We start from the raw sequence: 22,208 nt of genomic DNA, 5'->3' as shown, positions 1-22,208 counted from the left end.
GTGAATCTGCTTCTGGATACTCACATTCTGCTCTGGGCGGCGGCTGAGCCCTCCAAGTTATCCCCTCAAGCGACAGAACTGATCGGCAATGAAGAGAACCGCCTGTATTTCAGTGCCGCCAGCCTTTGGGAAGTCGTTATCAAAAATGGTCTGGGCCGGCCGGATTTTAGGGTTGACCCTCATTTGCTGAGGCGCGGGCTTGTCGATAACGGCTACTCGGAATTACCGATCACCTCGCAACACACACTTGCGGTAAGCCACCTCCCCGATATCCACAAGGATCCTTTTGACCGGATTCTGGTTGCCCAGGCAGAGACAGAGGGCTTTTTGCTACTCACCTCGGATGAGCTGGTTGCACGCTATCCGGGGCCTATTCGGTTGATTTAGAGAACTGGCACACCTTTCGCAACACCTCTCTCAAAGCACGGCAAACCGTCCAAAACTGCAGACCTTTGCCGCTTCCCATTGCGGCTGTATTCACGAGGTGTCCCATGCAAGCCAAGCATCAAGTCCAGGTATCCCAGTCCCAACAGGCCCAGGTTGCCCGCCTGCTTCTGCAGGCCAATCTTGCCTACGGGGAGTCCAACAGCAGTGGCCTCAGCCATATCCAGCGTCTGAAGGCCCGGCAGGAATGTCGGGGCTATCTGAACGAGGCGCTGGCTCTGGAGCCGGAGAATGCGGGTGGGCTGGGCCTACTTGGCCGCGTGGAGATGGACTACGGGCAGCTTGAGAAGGCACACACCCTGTTCAATGCCAGCCTGAACCATCAGCCTGGCCAGGCGCAGCAGTACTGCAACCTGGGTTACTGGGCCCTGAAAACAGAGCGACCGGCGCTTGCAGAGCAATATTTCCTGCAGGCCCTGGACTGCGACCGGCAATCTGCCGCCGCTTTCTGTGGTGTTGCCCATGCCAAGCGGTTGCGGGGGCAGTTTGATGTGGCCTACCTGCATTATCGCAAACTTCTGGAAACCGGCGCTGAATGGGATTCCGTATACAGCGGCATGCTGAGCTGTGCCCAGCATCTGGAGGTGAACAAGGCCGATTCCGCCCTCGCCCACGATGCGATCGCCTTGCTCCAGCGGGATGGTTTGCCGCATCAGGAGCTGGGTCGGTTTGTCGGCGCGATTATCCATCAACAGTATGATTTGGATAACCAAGATGCACAGATTTTCCTGGATGCTGCCAGCGAAGACGAACTGCTGATCCTCGCCCTCCAGAAAACTCTGATGCCCAATCCGGCGGTGGAAGAACTGGTTACACTGCTGCGTCGAGCGATCATCGCCGAAGTCGCACAAACCGTTGAACTTCGCGACGAACTGCAGCGCCTGACACTGGCCATTGCTCAATACGCCGACAGAACCGGCTATGCCCTGGCCGCCGAAGACGATGAAGAACGACTGGTCTCGGCCATCAACGACAGCATCCAGGCCCAGTTTGCCCTTGGCGAGGAGCAGGACGGACTCATCGGCTCACTGATGATCAGCGCAATGTACGGCGCCCTCTTCCACCAGCCCTTCGCCGTACAACTCGGCCAATGGAACCTGGTGGACTGGCCTTTGGCACTGCAACCGGTTCTGGCCGCGAGCTATTACGACCGGGCCGAAGAAGAAGCCATCAAACAGAATTTCGATGAAAAGGCTGACGAGCTCTGCCTGGATAAGACCGATGTTCCCCAGGCATGGCCGTCCTGGTCCCAGTTGGCCTACCGCACCGAAAGCAGTCTGAAAACATTGATGGCCACAGAATTGGGGCTGGACACGGAAAATCTCCCGGCCACCCTTCGAATCATGGTTTGCGGTGCGCAGTCCGGTCAGCGGGCGATGGAACTTGCGGGCTATCTGGACGATGTAGAAGTGATCGCCGTGGACGAATCGTTAGCCAATATTGCCAAGGCCACACGTATGGCGAACGAGATGGGTATGGACAACATCGTGTTCTGGCCCTGGTCTATTGCCCAGCGTTTCGTGGCGGATGGCCACCAGGTGCACTGGATTGAAGTCGGTCGCCTGCCCTCACCGGCCATGACGAGCCTGTCTCTGGCGGCCCTGGTCAACGAAGCCACCGGCTCCGGCGCTGTGGTGCACATGCATACCGCCATTGCCGAGCAAACATCGGGTGACAAACAGATCCGCAAACTGGTTGACGAGCATAAGCTTCAACCCAGCCGCCAGACACTGCGCCAGCTCCGCCGGATGGTTCTTGCCAATCGACACGACTCAACCTGGCAAGAATTGACCTCCGACGCCGATTTCTACAGCCTCGGCGGCTGCCGGGACCGATGGTTCCGGCCACAGGACACAGCCCAGCTGAAAGAGCTGATGGCTATGGCGAGCAACGAGGTGGAATGGAAACTCGTGAAAGCACGGGATGTGGATGGCCACAGTCTGGCAACCGGGCCGGTTCAGCAGCAGATTCAGGCGGAGGCGCTGGGTAGTGAGGTACAGAGTCTGATGGGGCAGAATTTGAGTGTTTATTTTGTGAAGCGTCGGTGATTTTGAACTTGGGGTCAGAAGAAAAGTTCTTCTGACCCCGTCTTCGAAACACTCCTGCAATGTCACCTGTCGATTATTAATCAGCGCTCAAAGCCTCACGCGCCTGATTCAAAACATCATTCAGATTGCTTTCCACCACGCCCCAAACGATCACCGGATCGATAGTCGCATAGCCGTGAATAAGCACGTTCCGAAATGCGATCATCTTTTTATAATCGACAAACCGCTCAGCCTCTCCCGGAGCGATCTTGTGTAACTTACCCATCGCCTCTCCGATAATTTCGAACTGGCGCTCAACAGCAGACTGCAACAACTCGTCACTCAGATAATCGTCTTCACTGCTACCAGCAATAAAACGCTGAACCTTCTCAGCAGCTGCAAGAATATCGTAAAGGTACTTGAGAGCCTCACGCTGCATATAAGGAATGCCGCTCTTCTAGAACCGAGTCTCTGAAATAAGGATTGGTCAGTGAGGACACCGTGACCAAATCCACTGGGCGAGAAAACATTGATTCCAGTTCTTCTTTTAGCCCGAAAAACGCCGCAGCCTTTTGAGTAGCTGTTAGAGCTGGATCAAAATCCACAAGAAAATCCAGATCACTGGTCTCATTGAAATGCCCTGTCGCAGCAGAGCCGAAAACACCGAACGACATTACCCTGTGCTTTTTACAAAGCAGGCGAATCTCGTCCTGTTTTCCTTTCAACATTTCCAGTGCATTAAATGCGGCCATACTTCACTCAGTAGCTTGCAGTATATGTCTGGAGTTTAAACCTTGCCCCCCAAACAATAAAGAAAGCGGCGGCCGGAACGGCCAACATCCTTATCCTCAGATATAAGGAATCAAAGACTCCCCATACAAATGCAAATCTTCCAGAATATGCCGCCTCTGCGGCGTCAACTCCGGATCCGCCGCCAGGCGCTGTAGTTCCTGGGCATAGGCCTCCAGAGACCGCCAGCCCTTTTTCGGTTGCATTAGCCTCTGGCTACGGAACTCCTCCCACCGCTCCAGCTCTTCGCCCATCAGGCTGCCTGGATAGTTCCGCGCCCGATAGCGAAACAGCAGCTCCTGCAGGCGATTGTCTTCGAACGTCACATCCAGCTCGCCAAGCGTCTCGACCGGCTGCTCCAGCACCCAGTTCAGCTTCTCTCGATCAGCTTTACTGATGAAGCCACCTGCATAGAGCTGCTCATCCGGGTCTGTCAGATCGCTTTCGTGGGGCTGGTCGAAGGCCTCGGCAATCCTGGCTGGCAGATCCGGCGCCTTGCGCAGCATGGCGAGATTGGCCCGCAGGGTATCCCCGTCCAGGGCCAACTCTTCGAGACGCTCCGGAGAAAGGGTGGAAAGCATGTTCGCCGGTGCCAGTACCGGGCATTTGTTCAGCTGCACGCCTTTAAGCGGAAAGCGGCTCACGCCCTCCCCCAATTCTGCCTGGGAAGTAAACACCCGCTCACGAATCTGATCAGCGCTGGCATTGATTAACTCGCTTGGGTCTTCGCGCAGGTCGTAAACAATCACCAGGTTCTTATTGGTGGGATGCTCGGCCACCGGGGCCACCATGGCACAGCATCCTCGGCTGGCCGGGTACTTGGCGGATATGTGGAATACCGGCTTCATGGCAGCCGTATCCAGCATCGCCCGAGCCGAGTGTTTGTCTTTGTTCTGCAATACAAAATCAAAGAGCTTTGGCTGCTTCTCCTTGATCAGTTTGGCCACCGCAATGGTTGCCTCAACATCCGACATGGCATCGTGGGCCGCCTCGTGTGCGATTCCGTTGGCAACCGTTAGCTCCTCCAGTTTGAAACTGGGACTTCCATCTTCTTTGCGGGGCCAGTTGATGCCCTCAGGGCGCAGCGCATAGGTGAGGCGCACCATATCAATGATGTCCCAGCGGGAATTGCCATTCTGCCACTCGCGGGCATAGGGATCCCGCAGGTTGCGGTAGAGGGTGTGGCGAGTCACTTCATCATCAAAGCGCAGGCTGTTGTAGCCCACCACACAGGTGCCTGGCTGGCTGAAGGCCTCGTTGATCTGGGCGATAAACTCGGCCTCTGGAAAGCCATCTTCCAGTGCCTTCTGGGGCGTAATGCCGGTAATGAGACAGGCTTCGGGCGATGGAAGGTAGTCGTCCGCTGGCTTACAGTAAATCACCAGCGGGTCTTCGATGATGTTGAGATCCGCATCCGTTCGCACGCCGGCAAACTGGGAAGGCCTGTCGTGAACCGGGTCTACCCCGAAAGTTTCGTAATCGTGCCAGTAAAACGAGCGGATCAAGGGATTAGGCTCCTGCCGAATGAATTTGCACTGGCAGGAGTTTAGCATTTAAAACAATCGAGTACCCATATCGTCCCGATGGGTCTGCAGCCGGTCCACACCCTGGGTGATCAATTGGCTCATATCCACTTTCATGCTTGTGGGCAGATTAATAAACACGCCCTTTCCAGCATTTATCACGGTGGCGCCATCCGGGCTCTGCCAGTCCACCCCTTCACGCTGGAAACCAATGAAGAAGTCGCTGGTGAAATCAGTCACCCCATCGACACCCTCTTCCCCAACATACAGCGACTGCAGGTGGGTTAATGGTGCGCAGTTAGTGCCAGAGGCACAGTCTGCCGTTCCATCGTCAATGCCTATATGACTGGCCCGGTATTGGGTGGCCTGAGTGTTCCCATCAAACAGGGTCGCATCGAATTCCTGCCCGGAGCCATCCACCAGTTTCAGGCCAATATCGCCACTGAAACTGCTGGTGATTGAGGAAACAGACCCCCGGGCCTGGCCAAAGCCCAACCTGAATCCAGCAAGCTCACCAGCGCTGTCGTTCGCCAGTTCGATGTATGGCTTGGCTGCCTCAAAATGAACAGTATCGCCCGCGCTGTAGGTGCGGCCGTTGAATTGATCGCCGTCATCCCGGGCGATATGCCCCAGCGCCAAGTGCTGGGCAGCGAAGTCCATGCCGCCGTCGATTTCGCCGGCTGTCGCATCGTCGATATTGACGCGGGTCTCGACGTCCATGCCCAAAGTCATTCGAGTAAACTGATGTCCATCGACACCGCCGTCAATGTTCTCAATCTGCATAAAAGCCTGCCCGGTCACCTCACCCATTGTTTCCTCTGAAATGGGCTTCAGCTCAGCCTGGGCAACGGGCGCAATACCCAGGCAGAACATGGTGACGGCAGCGTATCCGTACGCTCGCTGTCTCATAATCTTGCGTCTCTGAATTAATCGTTAAGAGTCAGTTTCCGACGCCCGACTCCGCTGCAGCCCGGTTTATTTTTGGATTTCCGGTGCTCACAGGCGGCAGTGTTTGACATTATTTTTTATTTGCCGCAAACACACTATAACCAAGGCAGATCGGTCAATAGAGTGAGCAGGGTCACACTCACCATTTACAATTCAGTAATACTCAACCAACTTTGAATACAGTCACAAAACCTTTGGTTTAAAATACTTACAACAACTCACCCATTGACACGAATGCTGTAGCAAACGTGTACACAACAAATACTGCTGGTATACTTTCGCACCTTATGACCAACCCTCTACGGCCTCATCAATGACCACCCGCATTCTGATCTGCGACGACTCTGCCCTGGCCAGAAAGCAAATGGCCCGAGCCCTGCCAGAGGGATTGCGCGGGGACGTCAGTTTCGCGAAAGACGGTGTGGAAGCTCTGGAGAAACTGCGGAGACACGAGGCCGAGCTGATGTTCCTGGATCTGAACATGCCGGAGATGGACGGCTACCAGGTGCTGGAACAGGTTCGAAAGGAAGATCTGCCGGTGATGACCATCGTGGTTTCCGGCGATATTCAGCCTGAAGCCCGGGAACGGGTCAAAAAACTCGGCGCCCTCGACTTCATCAAGAAGCCAACCGAAACGTGCATTGTGCTCGACCTGCTGGTGGAGTATGGGGTGTACCGCCCCGGAGAGCTCGAAGACACGGCGCTTCAGGACACCAACCTGAAAAGCACGGCCAGCCCCGCTCCGGAAATCTCCGTTTCCCTGAACGACTACCTGCAGGAAATCTCCAACGTTGCCATGGGCCGGTCTTCGGATCTTCTGGCCCGCCTGTTACGGGTTTTCGTGAAACAACCGATTCCGAAGGTTGCGTTCCTGGCCAACTCCGAACTGCACATGGCCATTTCCTCGGTCAGCGACAGCGACACCTATTCTGCGGTGTGCCAGGGATTCACCGGGGCCGGCATCGCCGGAGAGGCTCTTCTGCTGTTTGCAGATGCCAGCTTCCGGGAAATGGCAGAGATGCTTCACTACGACACCCTCGAAGGCGAGGCGGTCAACGTGGAGGTGCTGATGGACATGTCCAGCATACTCTTCGGCGCCTTCCTCAAGGGCATCGGCGACCAGCTGGACCTGAAACTCGGCCTTGGCCACCCCACCGTGCTCGGCCAGCATCGGCAGATCACCGAATTGCTCGAACACCACAGCGCCCGTGAAGAACAGTTGCTGTGCATCGAAATCTGCTATGCCCTGGAAGACCGGGACATCGAATGCGACATGCTGATCCTCCTCACCGAGGATTCAGTGCCTTTTCTCGAAGATCGCCTGCAATATCTGGTGGACTGACTCATGGCCATAGAAGAATCTGAAGCCAACTCCTTTCACTGGCTGATGGACATGCTGGAATCCGTGGAAGTGGGCCTTGTGGTGCTCAACCTGGATTTCAGAGTGGAAGTCTGGAACGGCTTCATGGAGAACCACAGCGGCATCACAGCGAGCAAGATCCAGGGCCAGGTGCTGTTCGACGTATTCCCGGATATCCCAAAAGCCTGGTTGACCCGTAAGGTGGACGCCGTCGCCTTGCTTAATACCAAAGCGTTCACCTCATGGGAGCAGCGCCCTTACCTGTTCCAGTTCCGCAATACCCGGCCCATCACCGGCACGGAAGAGTACATGTTCCAGAACCTCACCATCAGCCCGCTCTCCGGCACCAACGGGGAAGTCGAGAAAGTGTGCCTGATGGTGTACGACGTTACCGACATCGCCAGTAGCAAAATGGCCCTGGAAAGGGCCAACGAGCAGCTGGCCAAACTGAGCATGACAGACCGCCTCACCGGCCTGCTTAACCGGGGCACCTGGGAAAACCTGGTGGACGCAGAATTCGAACGCTTCCGCCGCTATGGCCACACCACCAGCCTGGTGATGTTTGACATCGACCATTTCAAGCCAGTGAACGACACCCATGGCCACCTGGCCGGGGATGAAGTAATCAAACACACAGCCAGGGTCACCCGCAATGCCATCCGCCAGTCCGACAGCGCCGGCCGCTACGGCGGGGAGGAATTCGGGATCATACTGCCGGAAACCGACGCCGAGGGCGCACGCATCATTTGCGAGCGGATACGGGAAAGCATTGAACAGAGCGTGGTGGAAACCAGCGCGGCATCCATACGCTATACCATCAGCATCGGCATTGCCCAGTTAACGGACGAGCCTGAGAACTATATGCAGTGGATGCAGAAGGCAGACGAGGCACTATACGCGGCAAAGGAAGGTGGTCGAAACAGGGTAATGGTGGGTTAAAAGCCCCTCTCCACGCAAGGAGAAGGGCCAACTGACATCAGTCCTGCTGCCAGCTCTGCACAGCTTCCTTACCATGCTTCTGACGCCATTCATTCAGCGTCTTGTGATTGCCACCGCGAGTCTTGACCACTTCACCGGTGTGCGGGTTCTTATAAGTCTTCATCGGGCGCTTCGGGCGGCTACCGGCCGTTGAATCGGCTTTGCCGCCTGACACGGAAGGATCGATTGCAGAAAGAATCTGAAGTACATCCTTGGGTGACTTGTCATACTCCTTCATCAAGGCGCGAACCTTGTTTTCAAACTCCAGTTCACCTTTTAGAGCCTGGTCTTTTTCAAGCTGTTCCAGCTCTGCAGCAAGCTTTTCCATAAGCTGTTTTTTCTGATAATAGTCGTTAATCTTTGCCATGGAATTAAAACCTTATTCAAATAGGGGTTTTAAAAAACTTAAATGGAGTTGACTAAAAGTCGCCTACGATAATAATAAAATAACTGTGAGCTGGCAAAATTATTTATTTACGAACCATTAATAAAAAATCCGATCAACATGATCGGATTTTAAACATACACTGTACAAAAATTGCGCTTACAATCTTAAATCCGCTTCACCTAATGGCAAAACACCCTTCAGATCAAAGAGCACGCCATTGTCTTTCAAATAAGCACGCAGTTCTTTCGAAGATTTGGCGGCATATTCACGGTGAGGCACCGCAAGAAACACTGCATCATAATCTCCGCCGCTCGGGGATTCCACCAGGGAAATACCATATTCATGTTCAGCTTCGGCATTATCCGCCCAGCAGTCCGTTACATCCACGCAACAGCCAAAATCTTCCAGCTCCCGAATAACATCAATAACCCGAGTGTTCCGTAAATCCGGGCAGTTTTCCTTAAAGGTAAGACCCATTACCAGCACTTTTGATGATGCCACGGTATGCCCGGCCTTGATCATCGCCTTAACCAGTTCGGCTGCTGCATAGGGTCCCATATTGTCGTTTACCCGCCGGCCAGACAGAATAATTTCCGGGTGGTAACCAATGGCCTGGGCTTTGTGAGTAAGATAATAAGGATCTACTCCAATACAGTGGCCACCGACCAGGCCGGGCTTAAACGGCAGGAAATTCCATTTTGTGCCCGCCGCAGCCAGTACTTCATGGGTATCAATTTTCAAGCGTGAGAAAATCATCGAAAGCTCATTCATCAGTGCGATATTCAAATCGCGCTGTGTATTTTCGATAACTTTTGCCGCTTCAGCCACTTTAATGGAGCTGGCTTTGTGGGTCCCTGCAGTAATAACACTGGCGTAAAGTGCATCGACTTCATCGGCAATTTCCGGAGTGGAACCAGAGGTCACTTTCATAATGCTGGTTACGCGGTGCTCTTTATCACCAGGGTTAATTCGCTCAGGACTGTAGCCGGCAAAGAAATCTCTGTTGAATGCCAGACCGGAGACTTTTTCAAGAACGGGCACGCAAACTTCTTCCGTTGCGCCGGGATATACCGTGGATTCGTAAATTACGATATCGCCCTGCTTCAAAACCTTGCCAACGGCTTCGCTCGCTTTTACCAAGGGCGTTAAATCCGGTTTTTTGAATTCATCAATTGGAGTTGGAACGGTCACAATGTAAATCTGGCAACCGCGAATGCCTTCAAGATTATCTGTAAAAGACAAACCCGATGCTGCAGCTAACTCTTCCCGGGACACCTCACGGGTGAAATCAGCACCATCTTTCAACTCGGCAATACGTTTTTTGTTGATATCAAAACCGACGATTTCCCGCTTTTCGCCAAAGGCAGCGGCAAGAGGCAGCCCCACATAGCCAAGACCAATAACTGCAATTTTCTTCATTTGCATTCCTTTCCCCAGAAGCAAAACCCTGCGTCGTTCCGCCCTATTCAGATGGGATAATTATGTCTGTACCCGTCAGAGATTGAAAACACCTTTTCAACGCCAGTTTGGCGACCTGATCACCGTGGACAATTCGAATCTCTCGGGGAGAGAAAGGTATACCTGATACAAACTCCACCAGATCCGATTGCCCCGCATGGGCCGAGTACCCCCCAACCTGATGAATCCGCGCTCGAATATCATAGCGGTTACCATCCAGCTCAACCCAGCCACCACGAGGACCGTAAGTGAGAATATTCCTTCCCGGCGTGCCTGCGGCCTGGTAGCCCACGAACAGGACATCGTTTCGTTTATCGCCCAGCATAGCCTTCAGATAATTCACAACACGACCACCGGCACACATGCCGGAACCGGCCAGAACCACACAGGGACGATGAGAGCGGGAAAGGTAATCCACCGCATTCAGGTGGTCTTCGTGGGAGTTGATGACGGTGAGTTGCTCGAACGAGAGCGGATGCCGGCCCTGGCGAACCAATTCGGAAGCCTCCGCGTCCCAAAAGGGCTTGAGGTCACGATAGATTCGGGTGAATTCGGCGGCCAGGGGCGAATCAACAACGATTTGCAGATCGCCCCACAGCTCTCCTCCAAACTCATGGATCAGGCCCTCAATCTCATACAGCAACTCCTGCGTCCGCCCAATACTGAACGCTGGTACCAACACCGTGCCGCCATCTTCAAGAGCACGCTCCAACACGGCCTTCAATCGATAGCGCCGCGTTTCCCGGTCCTCGTGGTCCTTGTCGCCATACGTACTCTCAATAACCAACCGATCTGCCCGCTCCGGGGATTGAGGGGCTGGCAACAAGGGAGCATGGGGCGCCCCAAGATCGCCACTGAACACAATTCGCTCTGCAACATCCCCCATTCGAGCATCACACTCCACATAAGCCGAACCCAGGATATGCCCTGCTCTCTGAAGCCGAACCGAGAGCAAACAATCGCCATCATCAAACACCGAGTGCCAATGGGCATAAGGCACCGGCACCAGGCGGGAACGAATCAGCCTCAGAACCCGCTCAATCAGCTGACGGTCACGGGTAAAGCCGATTTTCAGGGCATCTTCCAGAATTTCCGGCAGCATAATGGCCGAGGGTTCGGAACAAATGATGGGGCCTTCGAAACCTGCAGCCAGCAAATAGGGGATGCGCCCCACATGGTCGATATGTACATGGGTGACTACCAAGGCCCGGATGTGTTCGATGGGGAAATCAATGGAGAGATCGGAAGCGGAAGCGCTGCGGCCCTCGTCCTGGCCCTGAAACAGGCCGCAATCTATGAGGATGCCTCTTTTTTGGGATCCCTGAGCCAGCGAAAGTTCGTGGCAGGAGCCGGTAACACCAGAGGTGGCGCCGTGGTGAGATATTGAAATCATACTTGAACGTCCTTGTTGATAATTCTGAACCCGGCCCAGTCCCGGGCCAGATTTTCTATTCGCTTACAGGTTACCGAAAATCCTCTTCTCTGACCGGAGAGTTCCTGCTGATATCATGCCGTGCGACCTTGCCAACAACGGTTTTCAGATGCTTTGGCGCCAGCCCGAAACCAGGGCGAACACTGCGAACATCTCCCCCGGATATGACTTCCCCCGCCCTGATATCATTCACAAAGTACAAGGAACGGCGAAACAGCGCGTTTCCCTGCTCGCTGGATTTCCTACCGTAATCAACCTTTCCTAAAGCTTTCCACGCAGTCTTGCTGTCCCGGCAAAGCGCTTTGAGATCCTCAGGCTCGAGGGAAAAGCTGTCATCAGGCCCGCCACCAGATCGGTCGAGCGTGAAGTGCTTTTCAATGATCGACGCACCCAGAACAACGCTGGCAATCGCCGTTGTATTGTCCAGGGTATGATCCGACAACCCTGTAATCAGACCAAAGCGCTGCTGCATGTCCACAATGGTTCGAAGGTTATAATCTTCCGCTGGCGCTGGATAGCCACTCACGCAGTGAAGAATCGCCAGCTGTTTACAACCCGCTCGCCGCGCTGCATCGATGGCCTCCTGGATTTCTTCAGCATCCGCCATCCCGGTGGAAATAATCATCGGTTTGCCGGTGCGGGCCACGTACTCGATCAACGGCAGATCCACCGCCTCGAACGAGGCGATCTTGTAGGCCGGGGCGCCGAGTTCCTCAAGCAGATCTACAGCAGTAGTATCGAACGGCGAACTGAAAATCGTGATCCCCAGCTCCCTAGCTCGCTCAAACAACGGTTTGTGCCACTCCCAGGGCATGTGAGCCTCTTCATACAACTCATAGAGGGTTCGACCGTCCCAGAGCCCACCTTTGATTTTGAAATCATCAGCATCGGAGTCCAGGGTGATGGTATCAGGCCGGTAAGTCTGCAACTTTACCGCGTCTGCCCCGGCTTCAACCGCCTCATCAATGATTTTTAGAGCCGTTTCAAGCTTCCCGTTATGATTAGCAGACAGCTCTGCAATTATGTAAGGCGTCTGAGATGATGAAATCTCGCGACCATCAATGACAATTTTTGCTTCACTCATAAACACGCCCTTAAATCTTTATTTCGCGTTTTTCCACTCGGCAGCCAGAAGGCCGAAACAGATAACGTCGTGATAACGCTCGCCATCGTAGTGCTGCTCTCTAAGGACACCTTCCCGGGTGAATCCTAGGCGCTCATGGAAGCGGATTGACCGTTCGTTAAAACCAAGAGCCTGCCCGCAGAGTTTATGCATTTCCAGCTCTTCAAAGGCGTAATTCAAGGCAACCTCACCAAGCGACCGCCCGGTTCCTGGCTCTGAGTCCGGCGCTAGATAGAAGCCCCAGTCTGCAACCTGGGCGCAGCGGGTCGAAGAGAAATTTACGAAGCCGACCGGAGCCGAATCCACTTCGTAGATCAGCAGCCACACACCGGAGGCTTCACTGTTCCGAGCAAACCACTGCTCATGCTCTTCGGGGGAGATTTCATGGCTGGTGTACATAACCTGTCGCACATCGGAATGATTTCGCCAATTGAGAACCCGCGCCAGGTCCCCGGAGCGCATAGGTCTCAGCAGCCCCCTACTCATCCGAAACCTCCCGGAGGGCATCAGCCACGCGCCGCACACCCAAGCCATCGCAGATTGCAGCAGCATTCTGGCTCATTTCAAGCAACCTTCCGGGCGCGAATACGTCACTTATCGCCCGGGGCAATGTCTTTTCAATAGCGTCCGGCCAACCCAAGCTGAGTGCTGCGCCCGCTCGTTTCAGTGCCTCAGCGCCCGGCCGCTGGTTGTCAGCCATTACCACGAGCAAACTGGGCAAACCAAGGCAGCAGCGTTCCCAGGCAGAGCCCCCAGCGGCACCAATGGCAAGATCTGCCTTGCTCATCAGCTCCGCCATGTTGTTGGCATTTACTACTACCCGTGCATCCAGACGCATTGATTCAGCTTGCTCTATCACCTCGTCGATATGAGGACAGGCGGCCCCGAGAACGACGGTAACCCGATAAGCGGGAACAACCTCGATGGTATCCAGTACCCGCAGAACATCGCCGGTGACATTCGCCCCATCCACGCCACCCATACTAACGAGTATGTTTCGGGGCTCCCGGGTTTGCCGTGCTTCAAGGGACATGGCACGTGCCCGGCGGAACTCGGGCCGAAGCAACGCGTAATCAGAGCCAATCAGCTTTTTGGCGTGGCCCGGTATCAGACCATCGTAATCATCCGGTTTACGACCAAGATTCTGGTCCAGAAGCAAATCACACTGGTGCTTTCGGTCTGCAAGATCATCAATAGCCATCAGGCGACGGCAAGAACCAACAAGATCAGACTCCCAGCGATTATCGAGTGCGTAGTGGTCTACCACCAGCCAGTCCAACTCTATTCCTTTCAATGCCTGCAGAGTTTCAGAGGCATCGGCTTTCCAACCCACTCCCAGCCAGCCGGCATGGGGTGGCTCACTTTCAGAACGACGAGCGCTTTTCTCCGTCCCGCCCGATGAAAGCATCAAAAAACGATGCCCCCTGCTGCGCACTGCGCCCTCCAGACTTCCCGGTTCCTGGCGCATTACGAAAAAACATCTGGCACCGGCTTCCGACAGTGCGTCTGCCAGTGATAGGCAGCGCATCACATGGCCAGAACCCATAAGCGTGGAGGCATCAACCCGGAAGGCGACGGCAAGCGAATCAGTCATTGCGCGCTCGGGTTCTTAACGCTTCGAACATATACTCTGCGTTCTCCCAATCCTCATGGGTATCGACGTCCTGAACACGATATCGAGGAATAGGTACTCCGATCGAGTCCCGTCCAAAGATCATCCGCTCCTCAAGCCAGGCCTCCGCGGTTCCCCAATAGAACTGACCGGCATCGTGCCAGGCTTCTTCCAGATCCTGGGAACGTGTCGAAAACTGCTCCGGGTGCATCATTTCCACCCGGCCGCCATCGGCAAGGCGCAGTGCACGCTGGATAGGAAAAGCAAAGCTGGTCACAGAAAACGCGAAGCTGCAGCCCACAGATTGAAGCCGCCTTTCGCCCTCCTGAATGTCCGCAGGCGTGATGAAAGGAGCTGTGGCGTAGATACAGCAAGCCAGATCGACGACATGCCCGGAACCGACGAACCACTCAACCGCGTGGCGTATCACCGGCAGCGTTCCCGTGTAATCATCTGAAAGATGCTCAGGACGCATGAAAGGAACTGTAGCGCCGCAATGCCTGGCAACTTCGGCGATCTTTTCGTCATCGGTTGAAACTATCACCTGGTCGAAACAGCCACTCGCTCGGGCCGCCTCAATGGACCAGGCGATCATCGGTTTGCCGCAAAAATCCCGGATATTCTTGCCCGGAATCCGTTTGCTGCCTCCCCGGGCCGGAATTACCGCAACCTTCATGCTGCGAGGGCCTTCTGCAGCGCCGCTGCTACCACATTCTGCTGCTCAAACGTCAGGCCGTGGTACATGGGAATGCTGATCGCCTCGTTGTAATAACGCATGGCTTCCGGGAAATCCTCGGGCGCGAACCCCATTGCTGAGTAATAGGGCTGGGTATGGACAGGGATGTAATGCAGGTTTACACCAATTCCCTGCACCCTCAGCGATTCGAATACCTCACGGTGGCTGGCGCGAGTCTCTGCCAATTTCAGTCGGATTACGTATAGGTGAAGACCGGAATAGCTGTCCGGATGCTGCCATGGCGTCACTACCGGCAAATCCGCCAGCAGCTCATCGTATCGCCGGGCCAACTCATGCCGGCGCTTCACGAAGTCGTCGAGCCGCGTCATCTGGCTAACACCCAGGGCCGCCTGCAACTCCGTCATTCGGTAGTTAAAACCCAGCTCTACCTGCTGATAGTACCAGGGGCCGTCCGGCTCATGGGTCATTCTCATGGGATCACGGGTGATGCCATGGCTTCGCAACAATTCCATTCGCCCGGCGAGGTCCGGATCATTAGTAACAGCCATTCCGCCCTCTCCAGTGGTTATAATCTTCACAGGATGAAAGCTGAACACCGTTACATCACTGAATCTGCAGCTGCCGATGAAATCATCGCAGTGCTTTCCACCAATGGCGTGAGAAGCATCTTCAATGATTCGGAACCCGTACCGATCGGCCAGACTTTTTATCCGAGCCATATCACAGGGCTGTCCACATAGGTGAACAGGCACCACTATCTTTGGTAGACGTCCAAGCGCCTCTGCATGCTGCAACTTCCGTTCGAGCGCATTCGGGCACATGTTATACGTATGGGGATCGATATCGACAAAGTCGACTTTGGCGCCGCAGTAAAGGCCACAATTGGCAGAGGCAACAAAAGTCACCGGAGATGTCCATAACCAGTCCCCAGGCTTCAGCCCCGCAGCCGCGCAGGCAATGTGTAATGCCGAGGTTGCGCTATTGACAGCCAGACCAAAAACAGCGCCAACGTGGCTTGCAACCCTCTGCTCGAATTCAGGGACCACGGGCCCCTGCGTAAGAAAATCAGACTTTAATACATCTACAACGGCATCAATATCCTGTTGAGTGATTTCCTGCCGGCCATAGGGAATCATAAATCAGATACTCCCAATGCTTTCCCGATTGGCGTCAATCCAGGCTTGGAGCTGCTCTTCAGTCATCCATTCTTCATTGTTATCACTCGAATAAACAAAGCCCTCGGGCACTTTTTTTCCATCCTTGATTCTTGCCTCATCAGCGCTCCAGTCGTGTATCGCTGGCAAGATCTTGAAATGCTCGGGATACTCGTAGGTGTAGTAGGAGTCTTCAGCGCCAATCATCTGCTCGTGCAGCTTCTCACCGGGGCGAATTCCAACAATTTCCTGCCTGGCCTCAGGCGCAATAACGCGGGCAAGGTCGGTAACTTTCATGGAGGGAATCTTCTTGACATAGATCTCGCCACCTTCCATGTCCTCAAATGCATGCCACACCAGTTCAACACCCTCTTCCAGCGAAATCATGAAACGGGTCATTCGCTCATCGGTAATAGGCAGAATACCTTGATCACGCAAAGACATGAAGAATGGTATGACAGACCCCCTCGAACCCATAACGTTCCCATAGCGAACCACCGCGAAACGGGTCTCATGACCACCAGCATAAGAATTACCAGACACAAACAGCTTATCTGAAGCCAGTTTGGTTGCACCGTATAAGTTAATCGGGCTGCAGGCCTTGTCGGTCGACAGCGCCACCACTCGTTTAACGCCTTTGTCGATACAGGCATCGATCAGGTTCATGGCACCATTGATGTTGGTTTTGATGCACTCGAATGGGTTGTACTCGGCGATGGGAACGATCTTTGTGGCAGCCGCGTGGACGACATAATCAACGCCATCCAAAGCCCGATACAGCCTGTCTCTGTCCCGTACATCTCCGATGAAGAACCGCACGCGGCGGTCACCAGAGAACTTCTTCGCCATTTCCCACTGCTTCATTTCATCCCTAGAAAAAATAATCACTTTCCTGGGGTTATATTTTTCCAGAAGCATGGGTACAAAGGTGTGGCCAAAAGAGCCTGTGCCGCCGGTAACAAGTATGGAGCTATTGTTAAACATTTACTTTCGCATGCCTCTGAAACACTCTTTTATTAACACTGTCTTGAATAGATAAAATCAGGCAGGAAAACGCCGAACCTTACCTGCCTCAGACGAAACAACAGACAATCTGCCCTTGCCATCGAACCATAGCAAATCAGCAACGCCATTATCGGGAGTAAATCCCGTCGGCGCCTGCTGAAGAATCGACAGAACCTCGTTACAATCAAAATCATGACTAGCCCGCATCAGGTTGTTTAAAACCTGCTCCACCTCTTTCCAGGGCATGGATAATTCGCGGGCCATCATTATACGTGGGTGGTCTGTACCTCTGGGGTCGTCCCCTATGAGGAGTTCTTCATACAGTTTTTCGCCAGGCCTGAGACCGGTGAACACAATTTCAATGTCGCCGCCGGGACGATCGTCCGTCTTCTCCGTCAGGCCCATCAGATGGATCATTTTCCTGGCGAGCTCAGCAATTCTGACGGGCTCGCCCATATCAAGTACAAAAACCTCTCCGCCTTTTCCCATGCTGCCAGCCTGCAAAACCAGCTGGCTGGCTTCAGAAATCGTCATGAAATACCGGATGATGTCCGGATGGGTAACGGTAACAGGGCCGCCGTCACGAATCTGATCCCGAAATAACGGCACAACTGACCCGGAGGAACCGAGCACATTGCCGAAACGTACCATGGAGAACACAGTATCCGATTGCCGCTGAGCCAGCCCTTGAAGCACAAGCTCTGCCATACGCTTGCTGGCCCCCATCACATTGGTTGGTCTTACCGCCTTGTCGGTTGAAATGAACACGAAGCGCTCGACGCCAGCCGCAATGGCTGCTTCAGCAACATGCAGAGTTCCAAACACATTATTGTGCACACCCTCCAACATATTGTGCTCAACGAGCGGAACATGCTTGTAGGCAGCAGCATGATAGACCGTTTCAATCCTTAACGATCGCATTGCCAGCTCCACACGCTTGCGACTCATCGCGTTGGCCAGCAACGGCACAATACGGACATCGATGCTTTCCACTCGGCTAATAGAGTTGAGTTCCCGTTCTATTGCATACAGCGAAAACTCTGATTGCTCCAGCAAAACGAGTACTTTGGGCTTGTGCTGCAAAATCTGCCTGCACAGCTCAGAACCAATGGAACCGCCAGCTCCTGTCACCATCACAGCTTTTTCGAAAAGGCTCTGCGATACGCTTTTGAAATCAAGGGTTACCGGGTCCCTGCCCAACAGATCTTCAATTTCAAGGTCCCTGATATCATTTATTCTTGCCTGCCCGGCAACCAGTTCCTTTAGCGAGGGTACAGTCTGAACAGGAATACTCAGGCGCTCCAGCCTCTTCACCAAAGACCTGCGGTCGACTCGGGAATCCTCATCAAGCGCCAACAGAATGCGCTCTGCCCTGTGCCGGGAAACCGCTTTTTCAATATGATCGAGACTCACCACAGGCAGGCCTTTAACCAGCGTTTTATGATGGGACTCTTCAAAGGCGATAAAGACAACCGGACGATATTCAATCCCCTGGGTGATTGCAGAAGCCAACTGCATCGCAGTCTCCCCGGCCCCGACAATAGCAACTCGCTCTTTGGCTTTCTGAAGCGGATGATTCACGATAAATCGCACGCCAAGCCGGGTCCCCCCAACGAAAAGGAAGGCAAGAGAACCGTATATAACTGGAACGGAACGTGGAACAAAAGCCTGAAGGGAATACCCCAGTACGATAAGCGTGACACTCGAAAGCACCACGCCATAGATGATTGTCAGCAAGGCTTCATCACCCAGATACCGGATGACCGCCCTGTACAAACCAAGCTTTATGAAAAAGCCTATTGTCAGACCCACCGTGATGGCAGAAGCAACAATTTGTCTGGCTTCCGGCACCCAGGCAGGTTCTTCAAGTCTCAGTGCAAAAGCCGCCCAAAGCGCAAGGAAAAGGAACAGAGCGTCTGAAACAACTGAAATCAGCCTCTTCTGAAAACGCGGCAATTCTAGAAATGCATCCAGCATATTATCGCCTCACACGATCACCCGCGCCTTTCCCAAGCACGGTTAAAAATATGTATTTGAGGTAGCTCTTCAAACTCAGGCTTTCCAGCATCTCAGCATCTGTTTTTGCCAGAACAAAAGGCGTAGACATATCAATATTATTGATCTGAGCAAGCCCCGTAATACCAGGGCGGGCCCGAAGAACGCCCCACCGTTCACGTTCATCAATCAATTGCTGCTGGCTGAACAGGCATGGCCGTGGACCAACGAGGCTCATCTCACCCTTCAATACGTTCCACAACTGCGGCAGCTCATCCAGCTTCGACCGACGCAGAAAATGACCAAACGGTGTTACCGCCGACGAAGCGACAAGGTGACTGGCGACACTCTCAGTATTTCGGCTCATCGTCCGAAACTTGATCAGCACAAAAGGCTTCCCGCCCCTGCCTACCCGAACCTGTCGGAAAAACGGTGACCCCGTATCAATAAGGCCAACACAGGCGATCACCACCATAAGCGGCATCCCAACCACGAGCCCTGTAATCGATAAAACAACATCCAGCAATCGAATCAAAGCTTACTCCATATCTTTGAAGCAGCGCTTCAGTCCGTCACTTAATGATACCGGAGCCTGCCAATGCAAAAGCTCCCGGGCTTTGCTGGAATCCACCTCGAGGGAGCCCGCAACGCGGCGAAACATAGCACGTTTGCCGAATAATTGGGCCGTTACCTCAAGCAGTCTTAACGGGAAAGGGAACTGAAAGGATGGCCTTCCCGCCGCCCTGGAAAGTTCACAAAGAAGCTGGCTGACTGAAAGGTCCCGGCCGTCCGAAACCAGGAACACCTCGTTTGCGGCCCCGGGATGCTCAATACAAACCCCGATGAAGTCCGCCACGTTGTCAACCCCAACCAGGCTGCGTTTGTTTTTGAATGCTGCCACCGGCAAAGGCAGCCTGCTCGAGGCCAGCTTCATCAGTGTCCTGAAATTCCCTTTGACGCCAGCTCCATATACCAGAACCGGGCGAACAATAACCACCTCCAACCCTGTTTCCCTGGCGATGGACAATAAGACACTCTCCGCCTCCATCTTCGATACAGAGTAGGCGTCCTCGGGCGCAGGCTTATCCGTTTCTTTGAAAGCGCCTCTCGCAACGGTGCTTTCGCCATTCACCTTGACCGAACTGATAAAGATGAAGCGCTTTACCCCGGATTCTGCTGCCTTACGCGCCAGCCTCGCTGTGGGTACAACATTCACATCCCGGTACGATTGCAGAGGGTTGGCATCTGACTCCCTCATTATGTGCGCCCGCCCCGCACAGTGCACAATTTCAGAATAGCCGGATAACTCAAGGGCGTCGATTTCGTCCTCGTTGCAAATATCTGCCTGCAGCCACTCTCTACCCCGTTTATAGCGAGAGAGTGGGTGCACCTCAAAGCCTGCCCGCTCGGAAAGATCCCGCAGAACATGCGAGCCAATAAAGCCCGAAGCGCCCGTCAGCAATACCCGATGCTTCGCGATTTCCAGGTTTTCTTCAGAACTCTCCATCAAAAGCTCCAGATCACTGGAATAAGGGCTATCGCTGTGGCACCCACCAACAGACTCAGCGGGAAGCCTATTCTCACGTAATCCATAAACCGATACCGCCCCGGGCCATAGACCATCAGATTCGTCTGATACCCCAACGGCGTAACAAACGATGCCGACGCGGCAAACATTACGGCGACCGCAAAAGGCAAGAAGCTCACACCGAGCTGCTCCGAGAGCGCCAGCGCGATGGGGAACATAAGAACCGCCGCCGCATTGTTAGTAATCACTTCAGTGAAAACGGCAGTGAGGACATAGATGATGGCGAGAGCAACCCAGGGAGAAAATTCCCCGAACCCCAACAAACCGCCGGCCACCCACTCGGCAGCCCCGGTAACGGTCATGGCATTGCCAAGCGCAAAAGACGCGGCGATTACTACTAACACTGGCAAATCCACACTGCGCCGGGCCCTGCTGGCGGTAATGCATCCCGACACAATCATGGCGCCGGCGGCAAGAAAAGCGGCCTCCATAATCTGCAACAGGCCAGAAGCACTTACCAACACCATCAGCGCCAGAATTCCGAGGGCCCGCGGAGCTTTATGAAAATCCGGAGGTGTCGAATCGTTGAGCGCACTGACGAGAAGGAAATCCCGGCGGAACCGGTACTGCTCAACAAACTGGTGGCTGGCCTCAAGCAGCAGTGTATCTCCCATTCGAAAGGTGATATCGCCGAGCTTGCCGGGCACCCGCCTGCCCTCGCGGGACAGCGACAAAATCACCGCATTAAAACGGGTACGAAAACGGCTATCCCGAATGGTCTTGTTCAAGGCAGGAAATTCCGGCCCCAGCACCACCTCCACAAGGCAACGCTGGTGGTTCGCGACATCCAGCTTGTGAACACTGCCATTGGCCGGCTTGAGGCCCTGAATCCGGCGCAGCTCGCTGGCGCACTCCGGCGCACCTACGAAATAAAGGCGGTCACCTCCCTGCAATGTCCGATCCGGCTCAACGGCAGTAATCAGCCGACCACCGCGGTCAATCTCAGTCAGATAGCCGTAACTCAGCGCACGAAGTCCCGCCTCTGCAATGGTTTTGCCGACCAGTGGCCCGGGGGTGACGACTTCAACCTCCACGCCATATTCCCGAACCAGATCCAGCTCTTCGGTAACACCGCCACGATCAGGAAGAATGCGCGAGGCAAATAAAACCAGAAAGGCGCCACCAACTAGTAACAAGGGAACGCCAACCCAGGCCAACTCGAACAGCCCCAGGTTGATTCCGAGCCGACTCTGGAGCATGCCATCAACAACCAGATTGGTACTGGTGCCGATCAGCGTACAGGTTCCGCCAAGAATCGCGGCGTAGCTCAAGGGTAATAACAGTTTGGAAGCAGGCACGCCCAGTCGCTGGGCCCAGTCCTGAATGGCCGGGATGAACATGGCAACCACTGCCGTATTATTCATGAAACCACTAAGAATGCCAGTGGGAGCAATCATCCGCAGCTGGGCTCCCTTCTCGGTTTTAGGGTGTCCCAGCAACCGGCGGGCAATCCACTGCACGGCGCCAGTTTCCTTTAGCCCGGCCGCAACCACATACAGAGTTGCGATCGTGATAACACCGGGATTGCCAAAACCGGCCAACGCTTCCACTGGCCCCAGAATCCCCGTGATCAACAGAAAAGCCAGGGCAGCCATCAGGATCAGATCGGCAGAAACACGAGTAATCGCAAGCGCCGACAACACCGAAAACAGGGTTATCAAGGTAAGAACGGCTTGCCAATCCACAG

21 protein-coding genes are annotated in these 22,208 nt (G+C 54.2%); 4 read left to right on the top strand and 17 right to left on the bottom strand.

Going from position 1 to position 22,208, the window contains the following annotated elements; translation table 11 throughout:
- Positions 1–387, top strand: coding sequence for a type II toxin-antitoxin system VapC family toxin (locus tag ABNF92_RS17415; RefSeq protein WP_349342863.1), 387 nt, complete (start codon positions 1–3; stop codon positions 385–387).
- A gap of 104 nt (positions 388–491) precedes the next feature.
- Positions 492–2,492, top strand: a complete 2,001-nt coding sequence (locus tag ABNF92_RS17410; protein ID WP_349342862.1) for a hypothetical protein — start codon at positions 492–494, stop codon at positions 2,490–2,492.
- A 76-nt stretch (positions 2,493–2,568) separates the two neighbouring features.
- Here the strand turns inward: ABNF92_RS17410 and ABNF92_RS17405 are convergent, their stop codons facing one another.
- The 4 genes from ABNF92_RS17405 to ABNF92_RS17390 form a co-directional block, all read right to left on the bottom strand.
- Complete coding sequence (locus tag ABNF92_RS17405) at positions 2,569–2,910, bottom strand: HepT-like ribonuclease domain-containing protein (RefSeq protein WP_349342861.1); 342 nt, start codon at positions 2,908–2,910, stop codon at positions 2,569–2,571.
- Entirely contained in the window at positions 2,900–3,223 is a 324-nt protein-coding gene (locus ABNF92_RS17400; protein WP_136632236.1) for a nucleotidyltransferase family protein, read from the bottom strand. Before ABNF92_RS17400 ends, ABNF92_RS17405 begins: the two co-directional genes overlap by 11 nt.
- A gap of 96 nt (positions 3,224–3,319) precedes the next feature.
- Positions 3,320–4,765 carry an exodeoxyribonuclease I gene (gene sbcB, locus ABNF92_RS17395; protein WP_349342860.1) on the bottom strand — a complete coding sequence of 482 codons (1,446 nt, stop codon included), beginning with the start codon at positions 4,763–4,765 and terminating at the stop codon, positions 3,320–3,322.
- Positions 4,766–4,813: 48 nt separating this feature from the next.
- Positions 4,814–5,692: a hypothetical protein gene (locus ABNF92_RS17390; RefSeq protein WP_349342859.1), complete on the bottom strand. Its 879-nt coding sequence runs from the start codon at positions 5,690–5,692 to the stop codon at positions 4,814–4,816.
- 352 nt (positions 5,693–6,044) lie between these two features.
- Between ABNF92_RS17390 and ABNF92_RS17385 the strand changes: the two genes are divergently transcribed.
- Both ABNF92_RS17385 and ABNF92_RS17380 read left to right on the top strand, forming a co-directional pair.
- Positions 6,045–7,073, top strand: coding sequence for a response regulator (locus tag ABNF92_RS17385; protein WP_349342858.1), 1,029 nt, complete (start codon positions 6,045–6,047; stop codon positions 7,071–7,073).
- Positions 7,074–7,076: 3 nt separating this feature from the next.
- Entirely contained in the window at positions 7,077–8,030 is a 954-nt protein-coding gene (locus tag ABNF92_RS17380) for a diguanylate cyclase (protein ID WP_349342857.1), read from the top strand.
- A 37-nt stretch (positions 8,031–8,067) separates the two neighbouring features.
- Here ABNF92_RS17380 and ABNF92_RS17375 read toward each other — a convergent pair whose 3' ends face one another.
- The 13 genes from ABNF92_RS17375 to ABNF92_RS17315 form a co-directional block, all read right to left on the bottom strand.
- Positions 8,068–8,436 (bottom strand): histone-like nucleoid-structuring protein, MvaT/MvaU family, encoded by a 369-nt coding sequence (locus tag ABNF92_RS17375; protein WP_014577682.1) that lies wholly within the window; start codon positions 8,434–8,436, stop codon positions 8,068–8,070.
- A gap of 177 nt (positions 8,437–8,613) precedes the next feature.
- Positions 8,614–9,876 carry a Vi polysaccharide biosynthesis UDP-N-acetylglucosamine C-6 dehydrogenase TviB gene (gene tviB, locus ABNF92_RS17370; RefSeq protein WP_349342856.1) on the bottom strand — a complete coding sequence of 421 codons (1,263 nt, stop codon included), beginning with the start codon at positions 9,874–9,876 and terminating at the stop codon, positions 8,614–8,616.
- A gap of 43 nt (positions 9,877–9,919) precedes the next feature.
- Positions 9,920–11,308, bottom strand: a complete 1,389-nt coding sequence (locus ABNF92_RS17365) for an MBL fold metallo-hydrolase (RefSeq protein ID WP_349342855.1) — start codon at positions 11,306–11,308, stop codon at positions 9,920–9,922.
- 70 nt (positions 11,309–11,378) lie between these two features.
- The gene (gene pseI / locus ABNF92_RS17360) at positions 11,379–12,431 is read right to left on the bottom strand and encodes a pseudaminic acid synthase (RefSeq protein WP_349342854.1); all 1,053 of its coding nucleotides are present in this window, start codon (positions 12,429–12,431) and stop codon (positions 11,379–11,381) included.
- Positions 12,432–12,449: 18 nt separating this feature from the next.
- Entirely contained in the window at positions 12,450–12,956 is a 507-nt protein-coding gene (gene pseH / locus ABNF92_RS17355; RefSeq protein ID WP_349342853.1) for a UDP-4-amino-4,6-dideoxy-N-acetyl-beta-L-altrosamine N-acetyltransferase, read from the bottom strand.
- The gene (gene pseG, locus ABNF92_RS17350; protein WP_349342852.1) at positions 12,949–14,064 is read right to left on the bottom strand and encodes a UDP-2,4-diacetamido-2,4,6-trideoxy-beta-L-altropyranose hydrolase; all 1,116 of its coding nucleotides are present in this window, start codon (positions 14,062–14,064) and stop codon (positions 12,949–12,951) included. Before pseG ends, pseH begins: the two co-directional genes overlap by 8 nt.
- Entirely contained in the window at positions 14,057–14,758 is a 702-nt protein-coding gene (pseF, locus tag ABNF92_RS17345; RefSeq protein ID WP_349342851.1) for a pseudaminic acid cytidylyltransferase, read from the bottom strand. Before pseF ends, pseG begins: the two co-directional genes overlap by 8 nt.
- Positions 14,755–15,915: a UDP-4-amino-4,6-dideoxy-N-acetyl-beta-L-altrosamine transaminase gene (gene pseC / locus ABNF92_RS17340; protein ID WP_349342850.1), complete on the bottom strand. Its 1,161-nt coding sequence runs from the start codon at positions 15,913–15,915 to the stop codon at positions 14,755–14,757. Before pseC ends, pseF begins: the two co-directional genes overlap by 4 nt.
- Positions 15,916–15,918: 3 nt before the next feature.
- Positions 15,919–16,917 (bottom strand): UDP-N-acetylglucosamine 4,6-dehydratase (inverting), encoded by a 999-nt coding sequence (pseB, locus tag ABNF92_RS17335; RefSeq protein ID WP_349342849.1) that lies wholly within the window; start codon positions 16,915–16,917, stop codon positions 15,919–15,921.
- Positions 16,918–16,974: 57 nt separating this feature from the next.
- The gene (locus tag ABNF92_RS17330) at positions 16,975–18,915 is read right to left on the bottom strand and encodes a nucleoside-diphosphate sugar epimerase/dehydratase (protein WP_349342848.1); all 1,941 of its coding nucleotides are present in this window, start codon (positions 18,913–18,915) and stop codon (positions 16,975–16,977) included.
- 1 nt (position 18,916) lies between these two features.
- A complete protein-coding gene (locus tag ABNF92_RS17325) occupies positions 18,917–19,468 on the bottom strand; it encodes a sugar transferase (RefSeq protein WP_349342847.1) in 552 nt (183 codons plus the stop codon).
- A 3-nt stretch (positions 19,469–19,471) separates the two neighbouring features.
- Entirely contained in the window at positions 19,472–20,440 is a 969-nt protein-coding gene (locus ABNF92_RS17320; RefSeq protein WP_349342846.1) for an NAD-dependent epimerase/dehydratase family protein, read from the bottom strand.
- Positions 20,440–22,206: an SLC13 family permease gene (locus ABNF92_RS17315; RefSeq protein ID WP_349342845.1), complete on the bottom strand. Its 1,767-nt coding sequence runs from the start codon at positions 22,204–22,206 to the stop codon at positions 20,440–20,442. Before ABNF92_RS17315 ends, ABNF92_RS17320 begins: the two co-directional genes overlap by 1 nt.
- Positions 22,207–22,208 lie beyond the last annotated feature (2 nt).

It is taken from the genome of Marinobacter sp. MMG032, assembly GCF_040112695.1.
In the GTDB taxonomy this organism is placed as follows: Bacteria; Pseudomonadota; Gammaproteobacteria; order Pseudomonadales; family Oleiphilaceae; genus Marinobacter; species Marinobacter salsuginis.
This window is presented reverse-complemented; position numbering and strand designations above follow the sequence as displayed.